Here is a 17,509-nt window from a genome sequence, read left to right on the forward strand (position 1 = left end):
AACACATGAACAGCACCATCACGGCCCCGCTCCGGGAGGCGATCCGGTCAGCGGTGGCAGGTCTCGACGGCGTACTGCCGCAGGTACTTGAGCTCTACCGGGAGCTGCACGCCGCTCCCGAACTGTCGGGGCAGGAGGAGCAGACCGCCGCGCGCTTCGCCGCATGGCTGAAGGAAGCCGGATGCGAGGTGACGGAAGGCGTCGGCGGCCACGGCGTGGTGGGGGTCCTGCGCAACGGCGAAGGCCCGCTGGTGGCGCTGCGCGCGGATATGGACGCCCTACCGATCGCCGAGTCCACCGGACTTCCGTACGCGAGCACCCGGACCGCGACGACGGCCGACGGGCGGTCCGTACCCGTGGCGCACGCGTGCGGTCACGATGCCCACCTCGCGAGCGCGGCCGGCGCGGCATCCCTGCTGGCCCGTGCGCGCGACACCTGGTCCGGGACGCTCCTGTTGATCGGGCAGCCCGCCGAGGAGACACTGACGGGTGCCCGCGCGATGCTCGACGACGGGCTGTTCGAACGGTTCGGCGTCCCGGACGTGATGCTGGCACAGCACGTCGCGCCCCTGCCCTGCGGAGTCGTTGCCCATGGACCCGGTGCGCTGACTGCGGCGACCACTGTGGTGGATGTGGTCATCCACGGCCGGGGCGGCCATGGTGCCGCGCCCCACCTGACCGTCGATCCGGTGCTGACCGCAGCGGCGACCGTGCAGCGCCTGCAGTCGGTGGTCTCCAGGGAGAACAACCCCTTCGAACCCCTGGTCGTCACCGTGGGCACCCTGCGCGCCGGGACCGTGCCCAATGTCATACCCGACCACGCCGAACTGGGCATCAGCATCCGCTGCTACTCCGACGGCCGGCTGGAGCGGGCGGTCGCTGCGGTCGAGCGGATCGTACGGGCCGAATGCGCGGCAGCGGACTGTCCCCGCGACCCGGACATCACGGTCGGCCCCAAGTCGCCCGTCAACATCAACGAACCGGCCGCAGCTGCCCGGGTACACGCCGCCCACACCGCACTGCTGGGCCCGCGGCGTGTACTGTCCACGCCGCCGATGCTGGCCGGGGAGGACTTTCCGTTCTTCGCGCACGGATCCACCGCTGCCGTTCCGACCGTGTACTGGTTCCTCGGCTGCGTGAGCGCCGCCGACTGGCGCGCAGCTCCCGGCGGTACACCGAAGGAGAAGATGCAGTCCTTGCCGGCCAACCACGCCGCGGACTTCGCTCCGGCCGCCGAGACCACATTGCGCCACGGCATCAGCGCAGCGGTCGCCGCGGTACTGGCGCACGCGCGGGTGGAATAGCCGTCCCCGGCGGTGGCGGCGCGCACCTACCGGTGCGGTTCACGTAGAGGGTCGCGTCCAGCAGGCTGCGCAGGTCGTGGTCAGGCGGCCGGCCGATGTCCAGCCCGCGGCCGCAGCGCTCGGACCGCCAGGCACCAAGGACCGGTTTCGACCCCACCAGGCATCAGACAAGTCGCTTTGACAGCGGCGCCGTTCCCGCCGGTTCGGATCACGCCAGAGAGCTGTACCTTCTCAGCAACGACCTCGGGACGGGCACGGCCCAGAGGCGGACGGTCAGGCGTGGTTGACCGGGAGGACGTCGGGGGACAGCGCGCCGGCGTGGGCCGAAGCACTGGTCATCCGCTTGCGGTGGTGGCGGCGGCAGAGGACCTCGTAGCCGATCTCCTCGGCCGGGCGGTTCACGTCCCCGACCACGACCTGGGCGCCTTCCACCACCATCTCCCCGCCCACCGTACGGGCGTTGTGGGTGGCGCGGGCGCCGCACCAGCAGAGGGCTTCCACCTGGAGGGCCTCGATCCGGTCGGCCAGCTCGATCAGCCGCCTCGAGCCAGGGAAGAGTTTGGTGCGGAAGTCGGTGGTGATACCGAAGGCGAAGACATCGAGCCCGAGGTCGTCGACGACCCGCGCCAGCTGGTCGATCTGGACCGGCGCGAGGAACTGCGCCTCGTCGACGATCACATAGTCCGCCTTGCCGCCCTTGGACAACTGGTCCACGAGGTACGCGTACAGGTCCATGCCCTCGGTGGCCTCGACCGCCTCCGTGACCAGGCCCAGCCGGGAGGACAGCTTCCCCTCCCCCGCCCGGTCATCCCGGGTGAAGATCACACCCTGGAGCCCGCGAGCCGAACGATTGTGTCCGATCTGGAGCGCCAAAGTGCTCTTTCCGCAGTCCATCGTTCCGGAGAAGAACACCAGCTCGGGCATGGGGAGTTGAGGACCTTTCGGGTCTGTGCGGGGGAGAGAGACGGTCAGGAGCGTACTTCGAAGAGCGGTACGAGCTGCTCGACGGGGGTCATGGAGCCGTGCATCCCGACCATCGCCGACTCGTGCGGCTCGTTGACGGATGCGGTGATCACCACATCGTCGTGGGCCGCCGCGACGACGTCGCCGATCCGCCCGTACACCCGCTCGTCGACCTTGGCGCCGAACCAGCCGGCCGCGATCGCCTCGTCCCGGCTCGCCACCCAGAACTGCTCGCCGAGCACCTCGCGCCAGACGGCGAGCACATCGGACTCGGCGCCGGGGACTGCGTAGACATGGCGGGCCCGGCCCTCGCCGCCCAGCAGGGCGACCCCGGCGCGCAGCTCCCAGTCCTCGTCGAAGTCGATGCGCGACTGCTCGTCGAAGGGGATGTCGATCATGCCGTGGTCGGCGGTGACATACAGCGCCGTGCGGGGCGGCAGTTGCTCGGCGAGGCGCTGCACCAGGCGGTCGACGTACATCAGCTGGCCGCGCCAGGCGTCGGAGTCGACACCGAAGCGATGGCCCTTGCCGTCGACTTCGCTGTAGTACGTGTAGACCAACGAGCGGTCCCCCATGGCCAGTTGCTCGGCCGCGAGGTCCATGCGCTCCTCGCCGGTGAGCCGGCCGAGGAAACTGCCGCCGCTGAGTGCGATCTTGGTCAGCGGGGTGTGCTCGAAGGTCGGCGAGGACACCTGTGCGGTGTGGACCCCCGCCTCGTCGGCGAGCTGGAAGACGGTGGGGTACGGCTGCCACACGCGCGGCTGTGTCCATGGCTTCCAGCGCAGCTGGTTCATCAGCTCGCCGGTGTCCGGATTGCGCGCGGTGTAGCCGGGCAGGCCGTGGGCTCCGGGCGGCAGACCCGTGCCGATGGAGGCCAGCGAGGTGGCGGTGGTGGCGGGGAAGCCGACGGTGATGGGCCGTCCCGTGCCACCGCGCGAGGTGCCGAGCAGCGAGGTGAGGTAGGGGGCCTCGTCGGGATGGTTCTTGATCTGCTCCCAGCCGAGTCCGTCGATCAGGAAGACGCAGTTCCGGTCGGCGGGGGTGAGCTCGGGAATGCTGTGGACGAGTCCCGGTACGCCCTGGCCCGCCGCGAGCGTCGGCAGCAGATCGGCGAGCGAGCCGGTGCCGTACTCGGGGACGGGTGCGGTGTCGACGGCCAGCCGCACCGGGTCGTCGGGCCAGATCGCGGACTGGGCCGTGGAGTGGGGCATCAGCGCGTGGCTGCCGTGGCTTCGGAGAGCGCCTGGGCGAAGGCCAGCGTCTGGCGGACCGCGTCCGGGCCGTCGCCGGCCTCGCTGACGCGCAGGCTCAGGTCGTCGGCGGTGGAGTTGCCGGTGTAGCCGTGATCGGCGTCGCAGTTGGGATCGCCGCAGGCGGCGGGCTCCAGATCGATCCGGGAGACGGCGCCCCAGCCGATGGTGAGGACGACCTCGCGGGGCAGAGTGCCGGGGGTGTACGACTCCGGGTTGGCGACGACACGGCTGACGACGACCGACGAGATCCGGCCGAGCTTGACCGATTCGGTCGAGGTCGTGGCGTACGGCGTCGGGGAGCTGGAGTCGGCGGCCTGCTCGTCGGTGTGGCTGACGATGAAGCGGTTGGCCGTCAGGACGAGGACGGTGACATGGCGACGCACCTCATTGGCGTCGAACGTCGTCTCCTGGTGCACCAGGTACGACGCGATCTGCTCGCCACCGACAGCGGCCTCCACCGCCTCGGCCACGAGGGCCGGGTAATAGCCGCTGCGCTCGATCGCCGCGCGCAGCCCCTGGGTCGTCGTACCGGTCTTCGCCATGCGCTCCATCCTACGGGCCCGCTGGGCCGGTGAGCGCTCAGTAGCTGGGGAGTCGGCGGGGGCCCAGGTCAGTGCGGGCGGGGGGTGGCGCGAGGCGTACGGAGGCGTCGAGCACGGAGAGGCCTCGCTGAGCGACAACGACCGGTTCGAGGCTGATACCGACCACTTCCGGATGGTCGTCGACCAGTCGTGACACCCGGAGCAGCAGCTCTTCCAGAGCGGGGGTGTCAACGGGCGCGGAGCCGCGCCAGCCGAAGAGGAGGGGCGCGGTCCGGATGGCCCTGATCAACTCGGCCGCGTCACGGTCGGTGGCGGGAACGAGCCGGTGCGCGGTGTCGCCGAGCAGCTCGGAGGCCGCACCGGCCAGCCCGAAGGAGAGGACGGCGCCGACGGCGGGGTCGATGGCGGCACGGACGACGGTGTCCACCCCACGGGGTGCCATCGCCTGGACGACGGGCTGCAGCTCTTCCGGCTTGCCGAAAGTCTCGGTCAACTCCCGGTACGCCTGGCGCAGTTGGTCCTCAGTGGCCAGATCGAGCCGTACGCCGCCGAGGTCGGCGCGGTGGCGCAGGTGCGGGGCGGTGGTCTTGAGGGCCACCGGATAGCCGAGCTGCCCGGCGGCGTGAACCGCGGCATCCGGTCCCGGCGCCGGGAGGGTGGGCCGGACGTCGATGCCGTAGCGGCCCAGCAGCGCGCGGGCGTCGTCCGGGGCGAGCGTGAGAGCGCGAGGGTGTTCGTGCCCGCCGAGGAGCGCCTCGATCCGGCGGGCGGCACCGGGCTCGTCGATGTCCTCGTATTCGGGGACCTTGCCGGGGTCGGCGGCGTTGCGGCGCCACTGGGCGTATTTCACGGCCTCGGAGAGGGCACGGACGGCACGCTCGGCGGCGGGGTAGGCGGGGATGCGGTAGTCGTGCGGGGCGGCCGCGGGGGCGGGGGCCCCATAGCGGTCGGCCGCGGATACGGGTGGCGCGGTCGGCGCCGGGGGTCGCGGGCTTGCGGTGGCGGAACGGGCGGGAGTGGTGGCGGGCGAGGCGGAAGCGGTCGTGGTGGCGGGCGCTTCCGTCGTACGCGTGCTCGACGCCGCCGCCAGGGCCTCCGCCAGGCCGCCGATCTCCACATGGACCACCGCCACCGGCTTCGCCGGGGACGCGTCCGAGGCCTCGCGCAGGGCCGCGGCCAGGACCTCGCCGTCACCCGACTCGGTGACGCCGTTCTCGCCGACCCACGGGATCGCCGTCACCACCACCGCGTCGCACGCGTCGTCCTTCAGCGCGTCGGCCAGAGCCGCGCGGAAATCCGCGGGCGTCGCCGCCGTCGTCAGGTCGAGCGGTGGCTGCGGGCGCAGCCCCTCGGTCAGGCAGGCGTCGTACGTGAGGAGCCCGAGGGACTCGGAATTGCCGAGGATCGCCACGCGCGGCCCTGCGGGCAACGGCTGGCCGGCCAGCAGCAGGCCCACGTCGACGAGTTCGGTGACGGTGTCGACGCGGATCACGCCCGCCTGGCGCAGCAGCGCGCCGACCGTGGCGTCCGGGATCCGGGTCACCGGCACCGCGTGCCCCGGCGGCTCGCTGCCGCTGTGGCGGGCGCCCTTGACCACGACCACCGGTTTCACCGCCGCCGTACGCCGTGCGAGCCGGGTGAACTTGCGGGGGTTGCCGATCGATTCGAGGTACAGCAGGACGACATCGGTGTCCGGGTCCTCGTACCAGTACTGCAGAAAGTCGTTGCCCGACACATCCGCGCGGTTGCCCGACGAGATGAAGGAGGAGAGCCCCGCGCCGCGCCGGTGGAGGCCCGCCAGCAGGGCGATACCGATCGCGCCCGACTGGGTGAACAGGCCGATGCGCCCGGGGGCCGGGGACTCCGGCGCGAGCGAGGCGTTGAGCCGGACGGCTTCCGCGGTGCTGATGATGCCGAAGGAGTTCGGGCCGATGATGCGCATGCCGTACGAGCGGGCCTGCCGCACCAGTTCGAATTGCCGCTCACGTCCCTCCGCGCCGCTCTCGGCGTATCCGGCGGTGAGGACGACAAGACCCTGGACGCCGTGCTCGCCGCAGTCGGCGACCGCTTCCGGCACCCGCTCGGCGGGGACCGCGACGACCGCCAGGTCGACCGGCTCGCCGATCTCGCCCACGGACCGGAAGGCCGGAACGCCGTCGATCTCCCGCTGATCCTCGGACAGGGCGCGGTTCACGGCGTACGTACGGCCTGTGTACCCGGCCTCCAGGAGGTTGCGCAGCACGGTGCGCCCCACGCCGCCCGGCGCGCGGCCGGCACCGACGACGGCGACCGACCCGGGCGCGAGCAGGCGCTGCACGGAGCGCGCCTCGGCCCGCTGCTCGCGGCCGCGCTGGACGGCGAGGGACTCGGCGGTCGGTTCGAGGTCGAGGGTCAGATGGACGGAGCCGTCCTCGAAGCTGCGCTTCTGTGTGTACCCGGCGTCCCGGAACACCTTGATCATCTTGTTGTTGGCGGGCAGCACCTCGGCGGCGAAGCGCCGGATGCCCCGCTCACGGGCGACCGCCGCGATGTGCTCCAGGAGGGTGGAGGCGACACCGCGCCCCTGGTGCGCGTCCTGTACGAGGAAGGCGACCTCCGCCTCGTCGGCGGGGGCACGCGCGGGGCGGCCCTCCGCGTTGATGCGGTCGTAGCGGACGGTGGCGATGAACTCGCCGCCGACCGTGACCGCCAGACCCACCCGGTCCACATAGTCGTGATGGGTGAAGCGATGGACGTCCTTGGCGGAGAGCCGCGGGTACGGCGCGAAGAACCGGTAGTACTTCGACTCGTCGGAGACCTGTTCGTAGAAGCTGACCAGACGCCCGGCGTCCTCGGTGGTGATGGGCCTGATGCGCGCGGTACCGCCGTCACGCAGCACCACGTCCGCCTCCCAGTGATCGGGGTAGGCGTGATCCGGCTGGGTCTGCATGTGTGAAAGCGTACGGCTCACCCACCGGTCGCGGGTCGGTACGAGAGCACGCCGCGACACATGAGAGACTGGTCTAGACAACCGTTGAGACTTGAAGGGCAACACCATGGCTGAGCGCCGCGTCAATGTCGGCTGGGCCGAGGGCCTTCACGCCCGCCCCGCTTCCATCTTCGTCCGTGCCGCCACGGCTGCCGGCGTCCCCGTGACGATCGCCAAAGCCGACGGCAACCCGGTCAACGCCGCCTCCATGCTCGCTGTGCTCGGCCTGGGCGCGCAGGGCGGCGAGGAGATCGTGCTCGCTTCCGAGGCGGACGGTGCCGAGGCGGCCCTGGACCGGCTGGCCAAGCTGGTCGCCGAGGGGCTCGAGGAGCTTCCCGAGACGGTCTGAGCGGCTGAGCGGCTGAGCGGCTGAGCGGCTGAGCGGCTGAGCGGCTGAGCAGAATACGCCCGGCGACACACAGCCGCGGTCTCCCGAATTGAGGAGACCGCGGCTGTTTGCATTCCGGCCCGACGTTCATTTCCGCGCCCGGCTTCATGAATTCGGGCAGCAGAAAAGAAGCCCCGCAAATATCCTTCCCTTTGTATACGGCGCGCCTGTTAATGGCGGACGCTCGTGGTGTTTACGGCATGTTGCGAAGTCCTCACCCGCTCGGGACGGCGCAGCCGGTGCGCCGATGCGGCCCGCTCCGCATGCACGGCCGTCAGCGTGCGGGCCCTGTCCACATCGCCGCGCGCCACCGCGTCAACGATCGCGCCGTGCTCCGCCCAGGAGTCCACGGGCTTGGCCGGCTGTTCGACGGCGTACATCCAGGCGATCTTGTGCCGCAGCTGGGTGAGCAGGGCGATCAGTCCCGGGCTGCCGGAGGCCTGGGCGAGGGTCTCGTGGAACCAGCCGCCCAGCGAGCGCAGGTCCTCGCCCTGGCCACGGCGTGCGCGCTCCTGCCCCAGCCTGACCAGGCCGCGCAGGACCTTGAGGTGCGCTTCCGTACGCCGCTGCGCCGCGCGGGCCGCGCCGAGGGGCTCCAGCAGCATCCGGACCTCCAGCAGGTCGGCCGCCTCCTGCTCGGTGGGCTCGGCGACACAGGCACCCGCGTGCCGGCGGGTGGTGACGAAGCCCTCGGACTCCAGGGTGCGCAGGGCCTCGCGCACCGGGACCCGGGAGACGCCGTAGCGGCGCGCCAGCTGCTCCTCGGTGAGCCGGCTGCCGCGCTCGAATACACCGGAGACGATGTCGTCGCGGATCGCCGTGCATACCGAGTGCGCGGGAATGCGCATGACCGAACCTCCGCTTTAATCCGCGCGAAACGCAGCCGATTGACGTCTGTTCGGTGACTCTATTGCAGTGGGCCGGATTTTCCGATGGCACTCGGGAATCCATGGATATCTTTTGGCCAGGGCTCCGAACGCCGAAGGCCCCGGCAGGAAGCCGGGGCCTTCTCGCGCGCAGGCGCTCGGGCGCTGTTCTCAGACGGTGACGCCGTGCGCGCGCAGGTACGCGACCGGGTCGATGTCGGAGCCGTACTCAGGGCTGGTCCGCGCCTCGAAGTGCAGGTGCGGCCCGGTGGTGTTGCCGGTCGCGCCGGAGAGGCCTATCTGCCGGCCCGGGGTGACGCTCTGGCCCACCGAGACCGTGATCGAGGAGAGGTGGCCGTACTGCGTGTACGAGCCGTCCTTCATCTTGATCACAACGTTGTTGCCGTACGCGCCGCCCCAGCCGGCCTCGACGACGGTGCCGGAACCGACCGCGTGCACGGTGGTGCCGGAGGCGGCGTGGAAGTCGATGCCGGTGTGGCTGCCGGAGGACCAGACGGCGCCGCCGGTCTTGTAGCCCGTGGAGACGTACGAGCCGCTGATCGGCGCGACGAAGGCGTTGAGTCGCTTGCGCTCGGCCTCGCGGGCGGCGCGCTCCTTGGCCTCGCGGGCGGCCTTGACGCGTGCCTCGGCCTTGCGCTTGGCCTCCTCCGCCGCCTTCGCCTTGGCGATGGCCTCGGCGGCCTCCTGCTTCTGGGCGGCGGCCTGGTCGGCGATCTGATCCGCGAGGATGTCGGCGGTGACGACCGGGGTCAGGCCGGTGTCCTCGACGGGGGTCATGCCCGGGGTGGCGGCGAGCGCCGGGGAAGCGAGGGTTCCGATGACGCCGGTGGTGGCAAGGGCCGCTGCGCCCGCCATGCTCGCGCTCCTGCGCGTCAGGCGGCTCGGGGCACGGTGCTTCCCGGTGGCACGGGTGAACGCCATGAAGTGGCTGGTCCTTTCCTTCCTTCTCGCCTACCGGGTTAGCTGACGGGTTCGGAGCAGGAAGGTCTCCTACGGGCCCCTCCGTACGGATACGAAGGCGTCCGATTCACCCCAGGGACTGAGTGGGTCCCCGGCTCCCCAGGCTCGCGCCCGACGGGGACTCGGCGATGGCTGTCCGATGCCGCGGATGCGGCGGGCTACTGGCGAACAGCCGGACCGACGCTAGGCGGGCCGACTTTCAATCACCAAACAGACAGGCCCTTTTGTAGTGCATGCCACAGGGCAGACAGGCAGTCTCCGCAATAAACCGGGCATAGCACGGAACCCCGGCACCGCTTGGATGCCGGGGTTCCGCTTGCCTGTTGTGCCGGGTTCAGCCGGAGTTGTCCAGAGGGTGCGAGAGGCGATCAGCCGGTGACCACGGTCACTTCGCCGATGCCCAGCGCCCTGACCGGCTCCTCGATCTGCGAGGCGTCGCCGACGAGCACCGTGACCAGACGGTCCACCGGGAAGGCGCTGACGGCCGCCGCCGTCGCCTCCACGGTGCCGGTCTCGGCCAGCCGCACGTACAACTGCGCCTGGTAGTCGTCCGGGAGGAACTGCTCGACCTGGTCGGCGAGCGTGCCCGCCACGGACGCGGCCGTCTCGAACTTCAGCGGCGCGACACCCACCAGGTTCTGCACCGCGACGTCACGCTCCGCGTCGGTGAGCCCCTCGGCGGCGAGCGTCCGCAGCACCTTCCACAGGTCGTCCAGCGCCGGTCCGGTGTTGGGGGTGTCCACCGAGCCGCTGATCGCCAGCATCGCGGCGCCCGAGCCGTCCGGGGCGGACCGCAGCACCTGGCCGAAGGCCCGTACGCCGTAGGTGTAGCCCTTCTCCTCGCGCAGCACGCGGTCCAGACGCGAGGTGAGGGTGCCGCCGAGGCAGTACGTGCCGAGCACCTGCGCGGGCCAGACGCGGTCGTGCCGGTCCGCGCCGATCCGGCCGATCAGCAGCTGGGTCTGCACGGCGCCCGGGCGGTCCACGATGACCACGCGGCCGGTGTCGTCCGCGGTGATCGGCGGTACGGAACGGGGCTTGGCGCTGTCGCCCGTCCAGGTGCCCAAGGTCTCGGCGAGCACGGCGTCCAGGTCGACCCCGGTGAGGTCGCCGACGATCACCGCGGTGGCTGTGGCGGGCCGGACATGCGCCTCGTAGAAGGCACGCACGGCCGCGGAGTCAATCCGGGCCACCGTCTCCTCGGTGCCCTGGCGGGGGCGCGACATACGGGTGGCGGCCGGGAAGAGCTCCTTGGAGAGCTCCTTGGCCGCGCGGCGGGCCGGGTTGGCCGTCTCGTGCGGGATCTCGTCGAGGCGGTTGCGTACCAGCCGCTCCACCTCGCTGTCGGCGAAGGCGGGCGCGCGCAGCGCCTCGGCGAGCAGGCCGAGCGCCTTGGGCAGCCGGGAGACCGGGACTTCCAGGGAGACCCGGACGCCGGGGTGGTCGGCATGCGCGTCAAGGGTGGCGCCGCAGCGCTCCAGCTCGGCGGCGAACTCCTCGGCGGAGTGCTTGTCGGTGCCCTCCGACAGGGCGCGCGCCATGATCGTGGCGACGCCGTCGATGCCCTCGGGCTCGGCGTCCAGCGGGGCGTCGAGGGAGAGCTCGACGGCCACCACCTGCTGGCCGGGGCGGTGGCAGCGCAGCACGGTCAGGCCGTTGTCCAGCGTGCCGCGCTCGGGGGCGGGAAACGCCCAGGGCCGGGCGACGCCCGCCGTGGGCTGCTGGTGGTACGTCATCGTCACGGCAGCGTCGCTCACTGGTCCGCCTCTTCCTCGTCGTTGCTTCCCTCGGGCGCCGAGACGGGTTCGTACACCAGCACCGCCCTGTTGTCGGGGCGCAGCCGCGCCTTGGCGACCGCCTGCACCTCCTCGGCGGTGACGTCGAGCACCCGCTGCACGGCGGTCAGCGCCAGCTGCGGGTCGCCGAACAGCACGGCGTACCGGCACAGTTCGTCGGCGCGGCCCGCGACCGTGCCGAGCCGGTCCAGCCACTCGCGCTCCAACTGGGCCTGCGCGCGCTCCATTTCCTCGGGCGTGGGGCCGTCGGCGGCGAACCGCGCCAGCTCCTCGTCGACCGCGGACTCGATCTCCGGGACCTCGACGCCGCCGGACGTCTTGACGTCCAGCCAGCCGAGCGAGGGAGCGCCGGCGAGGCGCAGCAGACCGAACCCGGCGGCGACAGCCGTCTGGTCGCGTCGCACCAGACGGTTGTGCAGCCGGGAGGACTCGCCGCCGCCGAGAACGGTGAGCGCGAGATCGGCGGCGTCGGACTCGCGCGTGCCGTCGTGCGGCAGCCGGTACGCGGCCATCAGCGCCCGCGCCGGGACCTCCTCACGGATCTCCTCGCGCAGCTGCTCGCCGATGACCTCGGGCAGCGAGCCGTCGCGCGGCGGCTGCTTGCCGTCGTGGGAGGGGATGGAGCCGAAGTACTTCTCGATCCAGGCGAGCGTTTCCACCGGGTCGATGTCGCCGACGACCGACAGCACGGCGTTGTTCGGCGCGTAGTACGTACGGAAGAAGGCGCGGGCGTCCTCGAGGGTCGCCGCGTCCAGGTCGGCCATCGAGCCGATCGGCGTGTGGTGGTACGGGTGGCCCTCGGGGTAGGCGAGAGCAGTCAGCCGCTCGAACGCCGTGCCGTACGGGACGTTGTCGTAGCGCTGGCGGCGCTCGTTCTTGACGACGTCGCGCTGGTTCTCCATCGACTCGTCGTCGAGCGCGACGAGCAGCGAGCCCATCCGGTCCGCCTCCAGCCAGAGCGCCAGCTCCAGCTGGTGGGTGGGCATGGTCTCGAAGTAGTTGGTGCGCTCGAAACTCGTCGTGCCGTTCAGCGAGCCGCCGGCCCCCTGCACCAGCTCGAAGTGACCATTGCCCTTGACCTGCCCCGACCCCTGGAACATCAGGTGCTCGAAGAGGTGAGCCAGGCCGGTACGGCCCTTGACCTCGTGGCGCGAGCCGACGTCGTACCAGAGGCAGACCGCGGCGACCGGGGTCAGATGGTCCTCGGAGAGCACCACGCGCAGGCCGTTGGCCAGCCGGTGCTCTGTCGCTGTCAGGCCGCCGGAACCGGCCTGCGCTGTGGCCGTGTGACCCATGGGCATGTACGTCCCTTCGATCGCGATACTGCTTGTCTTTGTCAGCCCTGCCACTTTAGAGGGGGAGGTCTGGGCCCGGGCGGCGTCGCGGGCCGATGCCTATCGCCTGGCCGCGTTGTCGTCGATCGCCATGTCTCACTCCTCCGCCTTGCCAGACTCGGGCCTCGGCCCTCCCCCGTAGCCCTCCGGGCACGGGAGGTACCCCCACCTTTTCCCACCCGATCCCAGACCTCCCCCTCTATGCAAGCGCACTCACACCTGGCGAAGTTCCCGGGTCGCGGTCGGCGTTGTCAGTGGGACGGTCCACAATGGTCGGCGTCAGTTCCAGACCTGGTACGTGAAGGAGCAGCAGCCGCGATGGCCCGCCGCAGCACGAAGACCCCGCCTCCGGACGATTTCGAGGAGAAGATCCTCGACATCGACGTCGTGGACGAAATGCAGGGCTCCTTCCTCGAGTACGCCTACTCGGTGATCTACTCCCGTGCCCTGCCGGACGCACGTGACGGTATGAAGCCGGTGCACCGCCGGATCGTGTACCAGATGAACGAAATGGGCCTGCGCCCCGACCGTGGCTATGTGAAGTGCGCCCGCGTCGTGGGCGAGGTCATGGGCAAGCTCCATCCGCACGGCGACGCGTCGATCTACGACGCCCTCGTGCGGATGGCGCAGCCGTTCTCCATGCGCCTGCCGCTCGTCGACGGGCACGGCAACTTCGGCTCGCTCGGCAATGACGACCCGCCCGCCGCCATGCGGTACACCGAGTGCCGGATGGCCGACGCCACCAGCCTCATGACCGAGTCGATCGACGAGGACACCGTCGCCTTCGAGTCGAACTACGACGGCCAGGAGCGCGAGCCCGTCGTGCTCCCCGCCGCCTACCCGAATCTGCTGGTCAACGGCGCGTCCGGGATCGCGGTCGGCATGGCGACGAACATGCCGCCGCACAATCTGGGCGAGGTCATCGCCGCCGCCCGCCACCTGATCAGGCACCCCGGCGCCGACCTCGAGACCCTGATGCGTTTCGTCCCCGGCCCCGACCTGCCGACCGGTGGCCGGATCGTGGGCCTGAGCGGCATCAAGGACGCGTACGAGTCGGGCCGCGGCACTTTCAAGATCCGCGCGACGGCCTCCGTGGAGGACGTCACTGCCCGCCGCAAGGGCCTGGTCGTCACCGAATTGCCCTTCACGGTCGGCCCCGAGAAGGTCATCGCGAAGATCAAGGACCTGGTCTCGTCGAAGAAGCTCCAGGGCATCGCGGACGTCAAGGACCTCACCGACCGCTCGCACGGACTGCGCCTGGTCATCGAGGTCAAGAACGGCTTCGTGCCCGAGGCCGTCCTCGAGCAGCTCTACAAGCTGACGCCGATGGAGGAGTCGTTCGGCATCAACAATGTGGCGCTGGTGGACGGCCAGCCGCTCACTCTGGGGCTCAAGGAGCTGCTCGAGGTCTATCTCGACCACCGCTTCGATGTCGTACGCCGCCGCAGCGAGTTCCGGCGGACCAAGCGGCGCGACCGGCTGCATCTGGTCGAGGGCCTGCTGGTCGCCCTGCTCGACATCGACGAGGTCATCCGCCTCATCCGCTCCAGCGACAACTCCGCGCAGGCGAAGCAGCGGCTGATCGAGCACTTCTCGCTCAGCGAGATCCAGACGCAGTACATCCTGGACACCCCGCTGCGCCGGCTGACCAAGTTCGACAAGATCGAGCTGGAGAGCGAGCGCGACCGGCTGAACGGCGAGATCGACGAGCTGACCGGCATCCTGGAGTCGGACAACGAGCTGCGCAAGCTGGTCTCGTCCGAACTGGCCGCGGTGGCCAAGAAGTTCGGCACCGAGCGGCGGACCGTGCTGCTGGAGTCGGCGGGCACCCCCGTCGCCGCGGTGGCACTGGAGGTCGCGGACGACCCGTGCCGGGTGCTGCTGTCCTCGACGGGACTGCTGGCGCGTACGGCCACCGGCGAGCCGCTTGCCGACGACGGCGGCAAGCGCACCAAGCACGACGTGATCGTCTCGGCCGTCCCGGCGACCGCGCGCGGCGATGTGGGGGCGGTGACCTCGACCGGGCGTCTGCTGCGGCTTGCGGTGATCGATCTGCCACAGCTGCCGGACACGGCGTCCGCGCCCAATCTCTCGGGCGGCGCGCCGGTCGCGGAGTTCCTGTCACTGGAAGCGGACGAGCAGATCGTCTGCCTCACCACACTCGACGAGTCCTCGCCGGGCCTGGCGCTGGGCACCCTGCAGGGCGTCGTCAAGCGCGTCGTGCCCGACTACCCGGCCAACAAGGACGAGTTGGAGGTCATCACCCTCAAGGACGGTGACCGGATCGTCGGCGGCGCCGAGCTGCGTACGGGCGAGGAGGACCTGGTCTTCATCACGTCAGACGCGCAGCTGTTGCGCTATCAGGCGGGGCAGGTCCGGCCGCAGGGCCGGGCAGCGGGCGGCATGGCCGGAATCAAACTGGCGGAGGGCGCCGAGGTGATCTCGTTCACGGCGGTGGACCCGGCCGGGGACGCGGTGGTGTTCACGGTCGCGGGCTCGCACGGCACGCTGGACGACTCGGTGCTGACGTCGAAGCTCACGCCGTTCGACCAGTACCCCCGCAAGGGGCGGGCCACGGGCGGGGTGCGCTGCCAGCGCTTCCTCAAGGGCGAGGACGTGCTCGTACTGGCGTGGGCGGGCGCGACCCCGGCCCGGGCAGCGCAGAAGAACGGCTCACCGGCCGAGCTCCCGGAGCCGGATCCGCGCCGTGACGGCTCGGGCACTCCGCTGACCTCGGCGGTGGCGGTGCTGGCGGGCCCGGCGAGCTAGCGCCCGTCGTCTGCCTGGACGAACCGCAGGACGCCCCACATGCTGTGCTCATCGGGGGCGTCCTGCGGTCCTGCCGTCCGGCACTCGTCCAGCCCTTCGCGCAGCTTGTCCGCGTCGACGCCGGAGCCGATGAGCACCAACTGGGTGAGACGTTCCGCCCCGCGTGGCCAGGGCTCGGGGTAGAAGCGCAGAAACCGGCCGACCGCGTGGACGGCATACCGATTACGCGGGTCGGCCGTACCGAAGTCGACGAAGCCCTTGATCCTGTACAGCCCTTCGGGCCGGGAGTCGAGGAAGTCCATCAGCCGGCGCGGGTTCATGGGTTCCTGCGCGGTGAAGCCCACGCTGTCGTACGCGGCGTGCAGATGCCCCGCGTGATCATGATCGTCCTCGTGGTCGTAGAGGTCCTCGAAGGAGAGCTGGCGTACCTTCTCGCGCTCGGGCCTGGCAGCCGGGTCGAAGAGCACCTCGTGGTCGACCCGGCCGAACACCGCGGGGATGACAGGCGCAGCACCACTGAGCTCACCAAGCGTCCCGAGTACCCGGTCGAGACTCGTCTCCCCGACCCCGTCCGTCTTGTTCAGCACGACCAGATCGGCGATCGCGAGATGCCGGTCGATCTCCGGGTGCCGCGAGCGCGTCGCGTCGAACTCGGCTGCGTCGACGACCTCGACCAGTCCCCCGTACACAATCCGCGGATTGTCGCTGGCCAGCAGCATCCGGACGAGTTCCTGCGGCTCGGCGAGCCCGCTCGCCTCGATGACGATGATGTCGATACGGGCGGCGGGCCGGGTGAGCAGCTCCAGATAGTCGTCCAGCTCGCTCGCGTCGACGGCGCAGCACAGACAGCCGTTGCCGAGCGAGACGGTGGAGCCGACCTGGCCGGCGACTGTCATGGCGTCGATCTCGATGGAACCGAAGTCATTGACGATCACGCCGATGCGGTTGCCGCCGTTGTGGCGCAGCAGATGGTTGAGCAGGGTGGTCTTGCCGGATCCCAGAAAGCCCGCGAGAACGAGGACGGGTACGGGTTTGCTGACCATGACCGCCGATAGTAGCTCCGGTGGCGCACCGCGTCCGGAGCGGGCATCCCCGCGGCGTCATGGTGGTGGCGCGGGGGTAAGTCCCGGCCCGGCACCGCCATCGGTACCGGGCCACACGTGTGTCAGGACACCACCGGAACGGGCTGGGGCGGCGGCGGTCCCACATAGCGGGCCGACGGGCGGATGATCTTGGAGTCTTCCGCCTGCTCAAGGATGTTGGCGCTCCAGCCGACGACCCTCGCCGCGCAGAACGTGGGCGTGAACATCTCGCGCGGCAGCCCGCACAGTTCCATGACCACCCCGGCGTAGAACTCCACATTGGTGTGCAGCTCACGGCCCGGCTTGAGTTCGGCGAGGATCGCCTCGACGCGCGCCTCCACCTCGACCGCGAACTCCACGAGCGGTCCGCCGAAGCTCTCGGCGATGCCCCGCAGCATCCGCGAGCGCGGGTCCTCGGTCCGGTAGACGGGATGGCCGAAGCCCATGATCCGCTCGCCCGCCAGGACCCGTTCCCTGATCCAGGGGTCGATCCGCTCCCGAGTGCCGATCGCGTCGAGGGTGTCCAGAGCCCGGCTCGGGGCGCCGCCGTGCAGCGGACCCGAGAGCGCCCCGATCGCCCCGACCAGGCAGGCGGCCACATCGGCTCCGGTGGAGGTGATCACGCGGGCGGTGAAGGTCGAGGCGTTGAAGCCGTGGTCGACCGTGGAGACGAGGTACTGCTCGATCGCCCGGGCCCGCGCCGGCTCCGGCTCGGAACCGGTCAGCATGTAGAGGTAGTTGGCGGCGTACGGCAGGTCGTCACGCGGTTCGACGGGCTCCAGCCCCTGGCCCAGCCGGTGCAGCGCGGTGAGCAGCGTCGGCACGGCCGCGCACGCGGCGAGTGCGTCCGTGCGGCGGCGGTCGGTGCCGAGGTCGTACACCGGGCGCAGCCCCGCGGAGGCTCCCAGCAGGGAGAGCGCGGTGCGCAGTCCGGCGAGCGGCCCGGACAGCGCGCACGAGCGGGCTATCGCGGGCAGCGCGGCGCGGACGTCGTCGGGCAGACGGCGCAGAGACGCGGTGTGCTCCACGAAGGCCGCACGCTGCGCGGCGTCCGGCAGTTCGCCGTGGAACATCAGATGCCAGACGTCCTCGAAGCCGCGCCGCTCGGCGAGTTCGACGGCCGAGTACTGGCGGTAGTGGTAGAAGCCCTCGCGCCCTCTGACGTCGCCCAGCGCGGTGTCGGTGACGACGACGCCCGCGAGTCCGCGCGGTACGTCGACGGGTGCGTTGGTCCCGGTGCTCTGCATGGTGTCCTCCCTGAAC

Annotated in this window: 13 protein-coding genes, 1 pseudogene and 1 riboswitch; of the genes and pseudogenes, 3 read left to right on the forward strand and 11 right to left on the reverse strand. The window is 70.9% G+C overall.

Translation table 11 applies throughout. The features are described 5' to 3' along the window. The first annotated feature begins 5 nt into the window (after positions 1-5). The gene (locus OG905_RS11025) at positions 6-1,304 is read left to right on the forward strand and encodes an amidohydrolase (protein ID WP_328667557.1); all 1,299 of its coding nucleotides are present in this window, start codon (positions 6-8) and stop codon (positions 1,302-1,304) included. 28 nt (positions 1,305-1,332) lie between these two features. On the opposite strand, the pseudogene OG905_RS11030 reads toward OG905_RS11025, so the two are convergent. The 5 genes and pseudogenes from OG905_RS11030 to OG905_RS11050 all read right to left on the reverse strand — a co-directional run. Further along, positions 1,333-1,475, reverse strand: a pseudogene (locus OG905_RS11030) (IS5 family transposase); the annotation flags it as partial. A gap of 102 nt (positions 1,476-1,577) precedes the next feature. Further along, positions 1,578-2,228, reverse strand: a complete 651-nt coding sequence (locus tag OG905_RS11035) for a thymidine kinase (protein WP_328667558.1) — start codon at positions 2,226-2,228, stop codon at positions 1,578-1,580. A 44-nt stretch (positions 2,229-2,272) separates the two neighbouring features. Beyond that, entirely contained in the window at positions 2,273-3,478 is a 1,206-nt protein-coding gene (locus OG905_RS11040; RefSeq protein WP_328667559.1) for an alkaline phosphatase family protein, read from the reverse strand. After that, entirely contained in the window at positions 3,478-4,062 is a 585-nt protein-coding gene (locus OG905_RS11045; RefSeq protein ID WP_328667560.1) for a DUF5998 family protein, read from the reverse strand. The genes OG905_RS11040 and OG905_RS11045 overlap by 1 nt, the downstream gene beginning before the upstream one ends. A 37-nt stretch (positions 4,063-4,099) precedes the next feature. After that, entirely contained in the window at positions 4,100-6,991 is a 2,892-nt protein-coding gene (locus OG905_RS11050) for a bifunctional acetate--CoA ligase family protein/GNAT family N-acetyltransferase (RefSeq protein ID WP_328667561.1), read from the reverse strand. Between the two features lie 106 nt (positions 6,992-7,097). Between OG905_RS11050 and OG905_RS11055 the strand changes: the two genes are divergently transcribed. After that, a complete protein-coding gene (locus OG905_RS11055; protein ID WP_324988183.1) occupies positions 7,098-7,379 on the forward strand; it encodes an HPr family phosphocarrier protein in 282 nt (93 codons plus the stop codon). 209 nt (positions 7,380-7,588) lie between these two features. On the opposite strand, the gene OG905_RS11060 is transcribed toward OG905_RS11055, so the two are convergent. The 4 genes from OG905_RS11060 to OG905_RS11075 all read right to left on the reverse strand — a co-directional run bounded on the left by OG905_RS11060 (position 7,589) and on the right by OG905_RS11075 (position 12,362). Further along, positions 7,589-8,266: a GntR family transcriptional regulator gene (locus OG905_RS11060; protein ID WP_328667562.1), complete on the reverse strand. Its 678-nt coding sequence runs from the start codon at positions 8,264-8,266 to the stop codon at positions 7,589-7,591. A 189-nt stretch (positions 8,267-8,455) separates the two neighbouring features. Next, positions 8,456-9,226 carry a M23 family metallopeptidase gene (locus OG905_RS11065; protein WP_328667563.1) on the reverse strand — a complete coding sequence of 257 codons (771 nt, stop codon included), beginning with the start codon at positions 9,224-9,226 and terminating at the stop codon, positions 8,456-8,458. Between the two features lie 13 nt (positions 9,227-9,239). Further along, a riboswitch (cyclic di-AMP (ydaO/yuaA leader) is annotated at positions 9,240-9,403 on the reverse strand. Between the two features lie 230 nt (positions 9,404-9,633). After that, a complete protein-coding gene (locus OG905_RS11070) occupies positions 9,634-11,022 on the reverse strand; it encodes a M16 family metallopeptidase (protein WP_328667564.1) in 1,389 nt (462 codons plus the stop codon). Then, entirely contained in the window at positions 11,019-12,362 is a 1,344-nt protein-coding gene (locus OG905_RS11075) for a M16 family metallopeptidase (protein ID WP_328667565.1), read from the reverse strand. Before OG905_RS11075 ends, OG905_RS11070 begins: the two co-directional genes overlap by 4 nt. Positions 12,363-12,713: 351 nt before the next feature. Between OG905_RS11075 and OG905_RS11080 the strand changes: the two genes are divergently transcribed. Next, on the forward strand, positions 12,714-15,164 hold the full coding sequence (locus tag OG905_RS11080) for a DNA gyrase/topoisomerase IV subunit A (RefSeq protein WP_328667566.1): 2,451 nt from the start codon (positions 12,714-12,716) through the stop codon (positions 15,162-15,164). Here the strand turns inward: OG905_RS11080 and OG905_RS11085 are convergent. Both OG905_RS11085 and OG905_RS11090 read right to left on the reverse strand, forming a co-directional pair. Continuing rightward, positions 15,161-16,207, reverse strand: a complete 1,047-nt coding sequence (locus OG905_RS11085) for a CobW family GTP-binding protein (RefSeq protein ID WP_328667567.1) — start codon at positions 16,205-16,207, stop codon at positions 15,161-15,163. The two genes, OG905_RS11080 and OG905_RS11085, sit on opposite strands and share 4 nt — an antisense overlap. 122 nt (positions 16,208-16,329) lie before the next feature. After that, positions 16,330-17,493 (reverse strand): citrate synthase/methylcitrate synthase, encoded by a 1,164-nt coding sequence (locus OG905_RS11090; protein ID WP_328667568.1) that lies wholly within the window; start codon positions 17,491-17,493, stop codon positions 16,330-16,332. Positions 17,494-17,509: the final 16 nt, after the last annotated feature.

Origin of the sequence: Streptomyces sp. NBC_00322 (genome assembly GCF_036147535.1) — a bacterium.
In the GTDB taxonomy this organism is placed as follows: Bacteria; Actinomycetota; Actinomycetes; order Streptomycetales; family Streptomycetaceae; genus Streptomyces.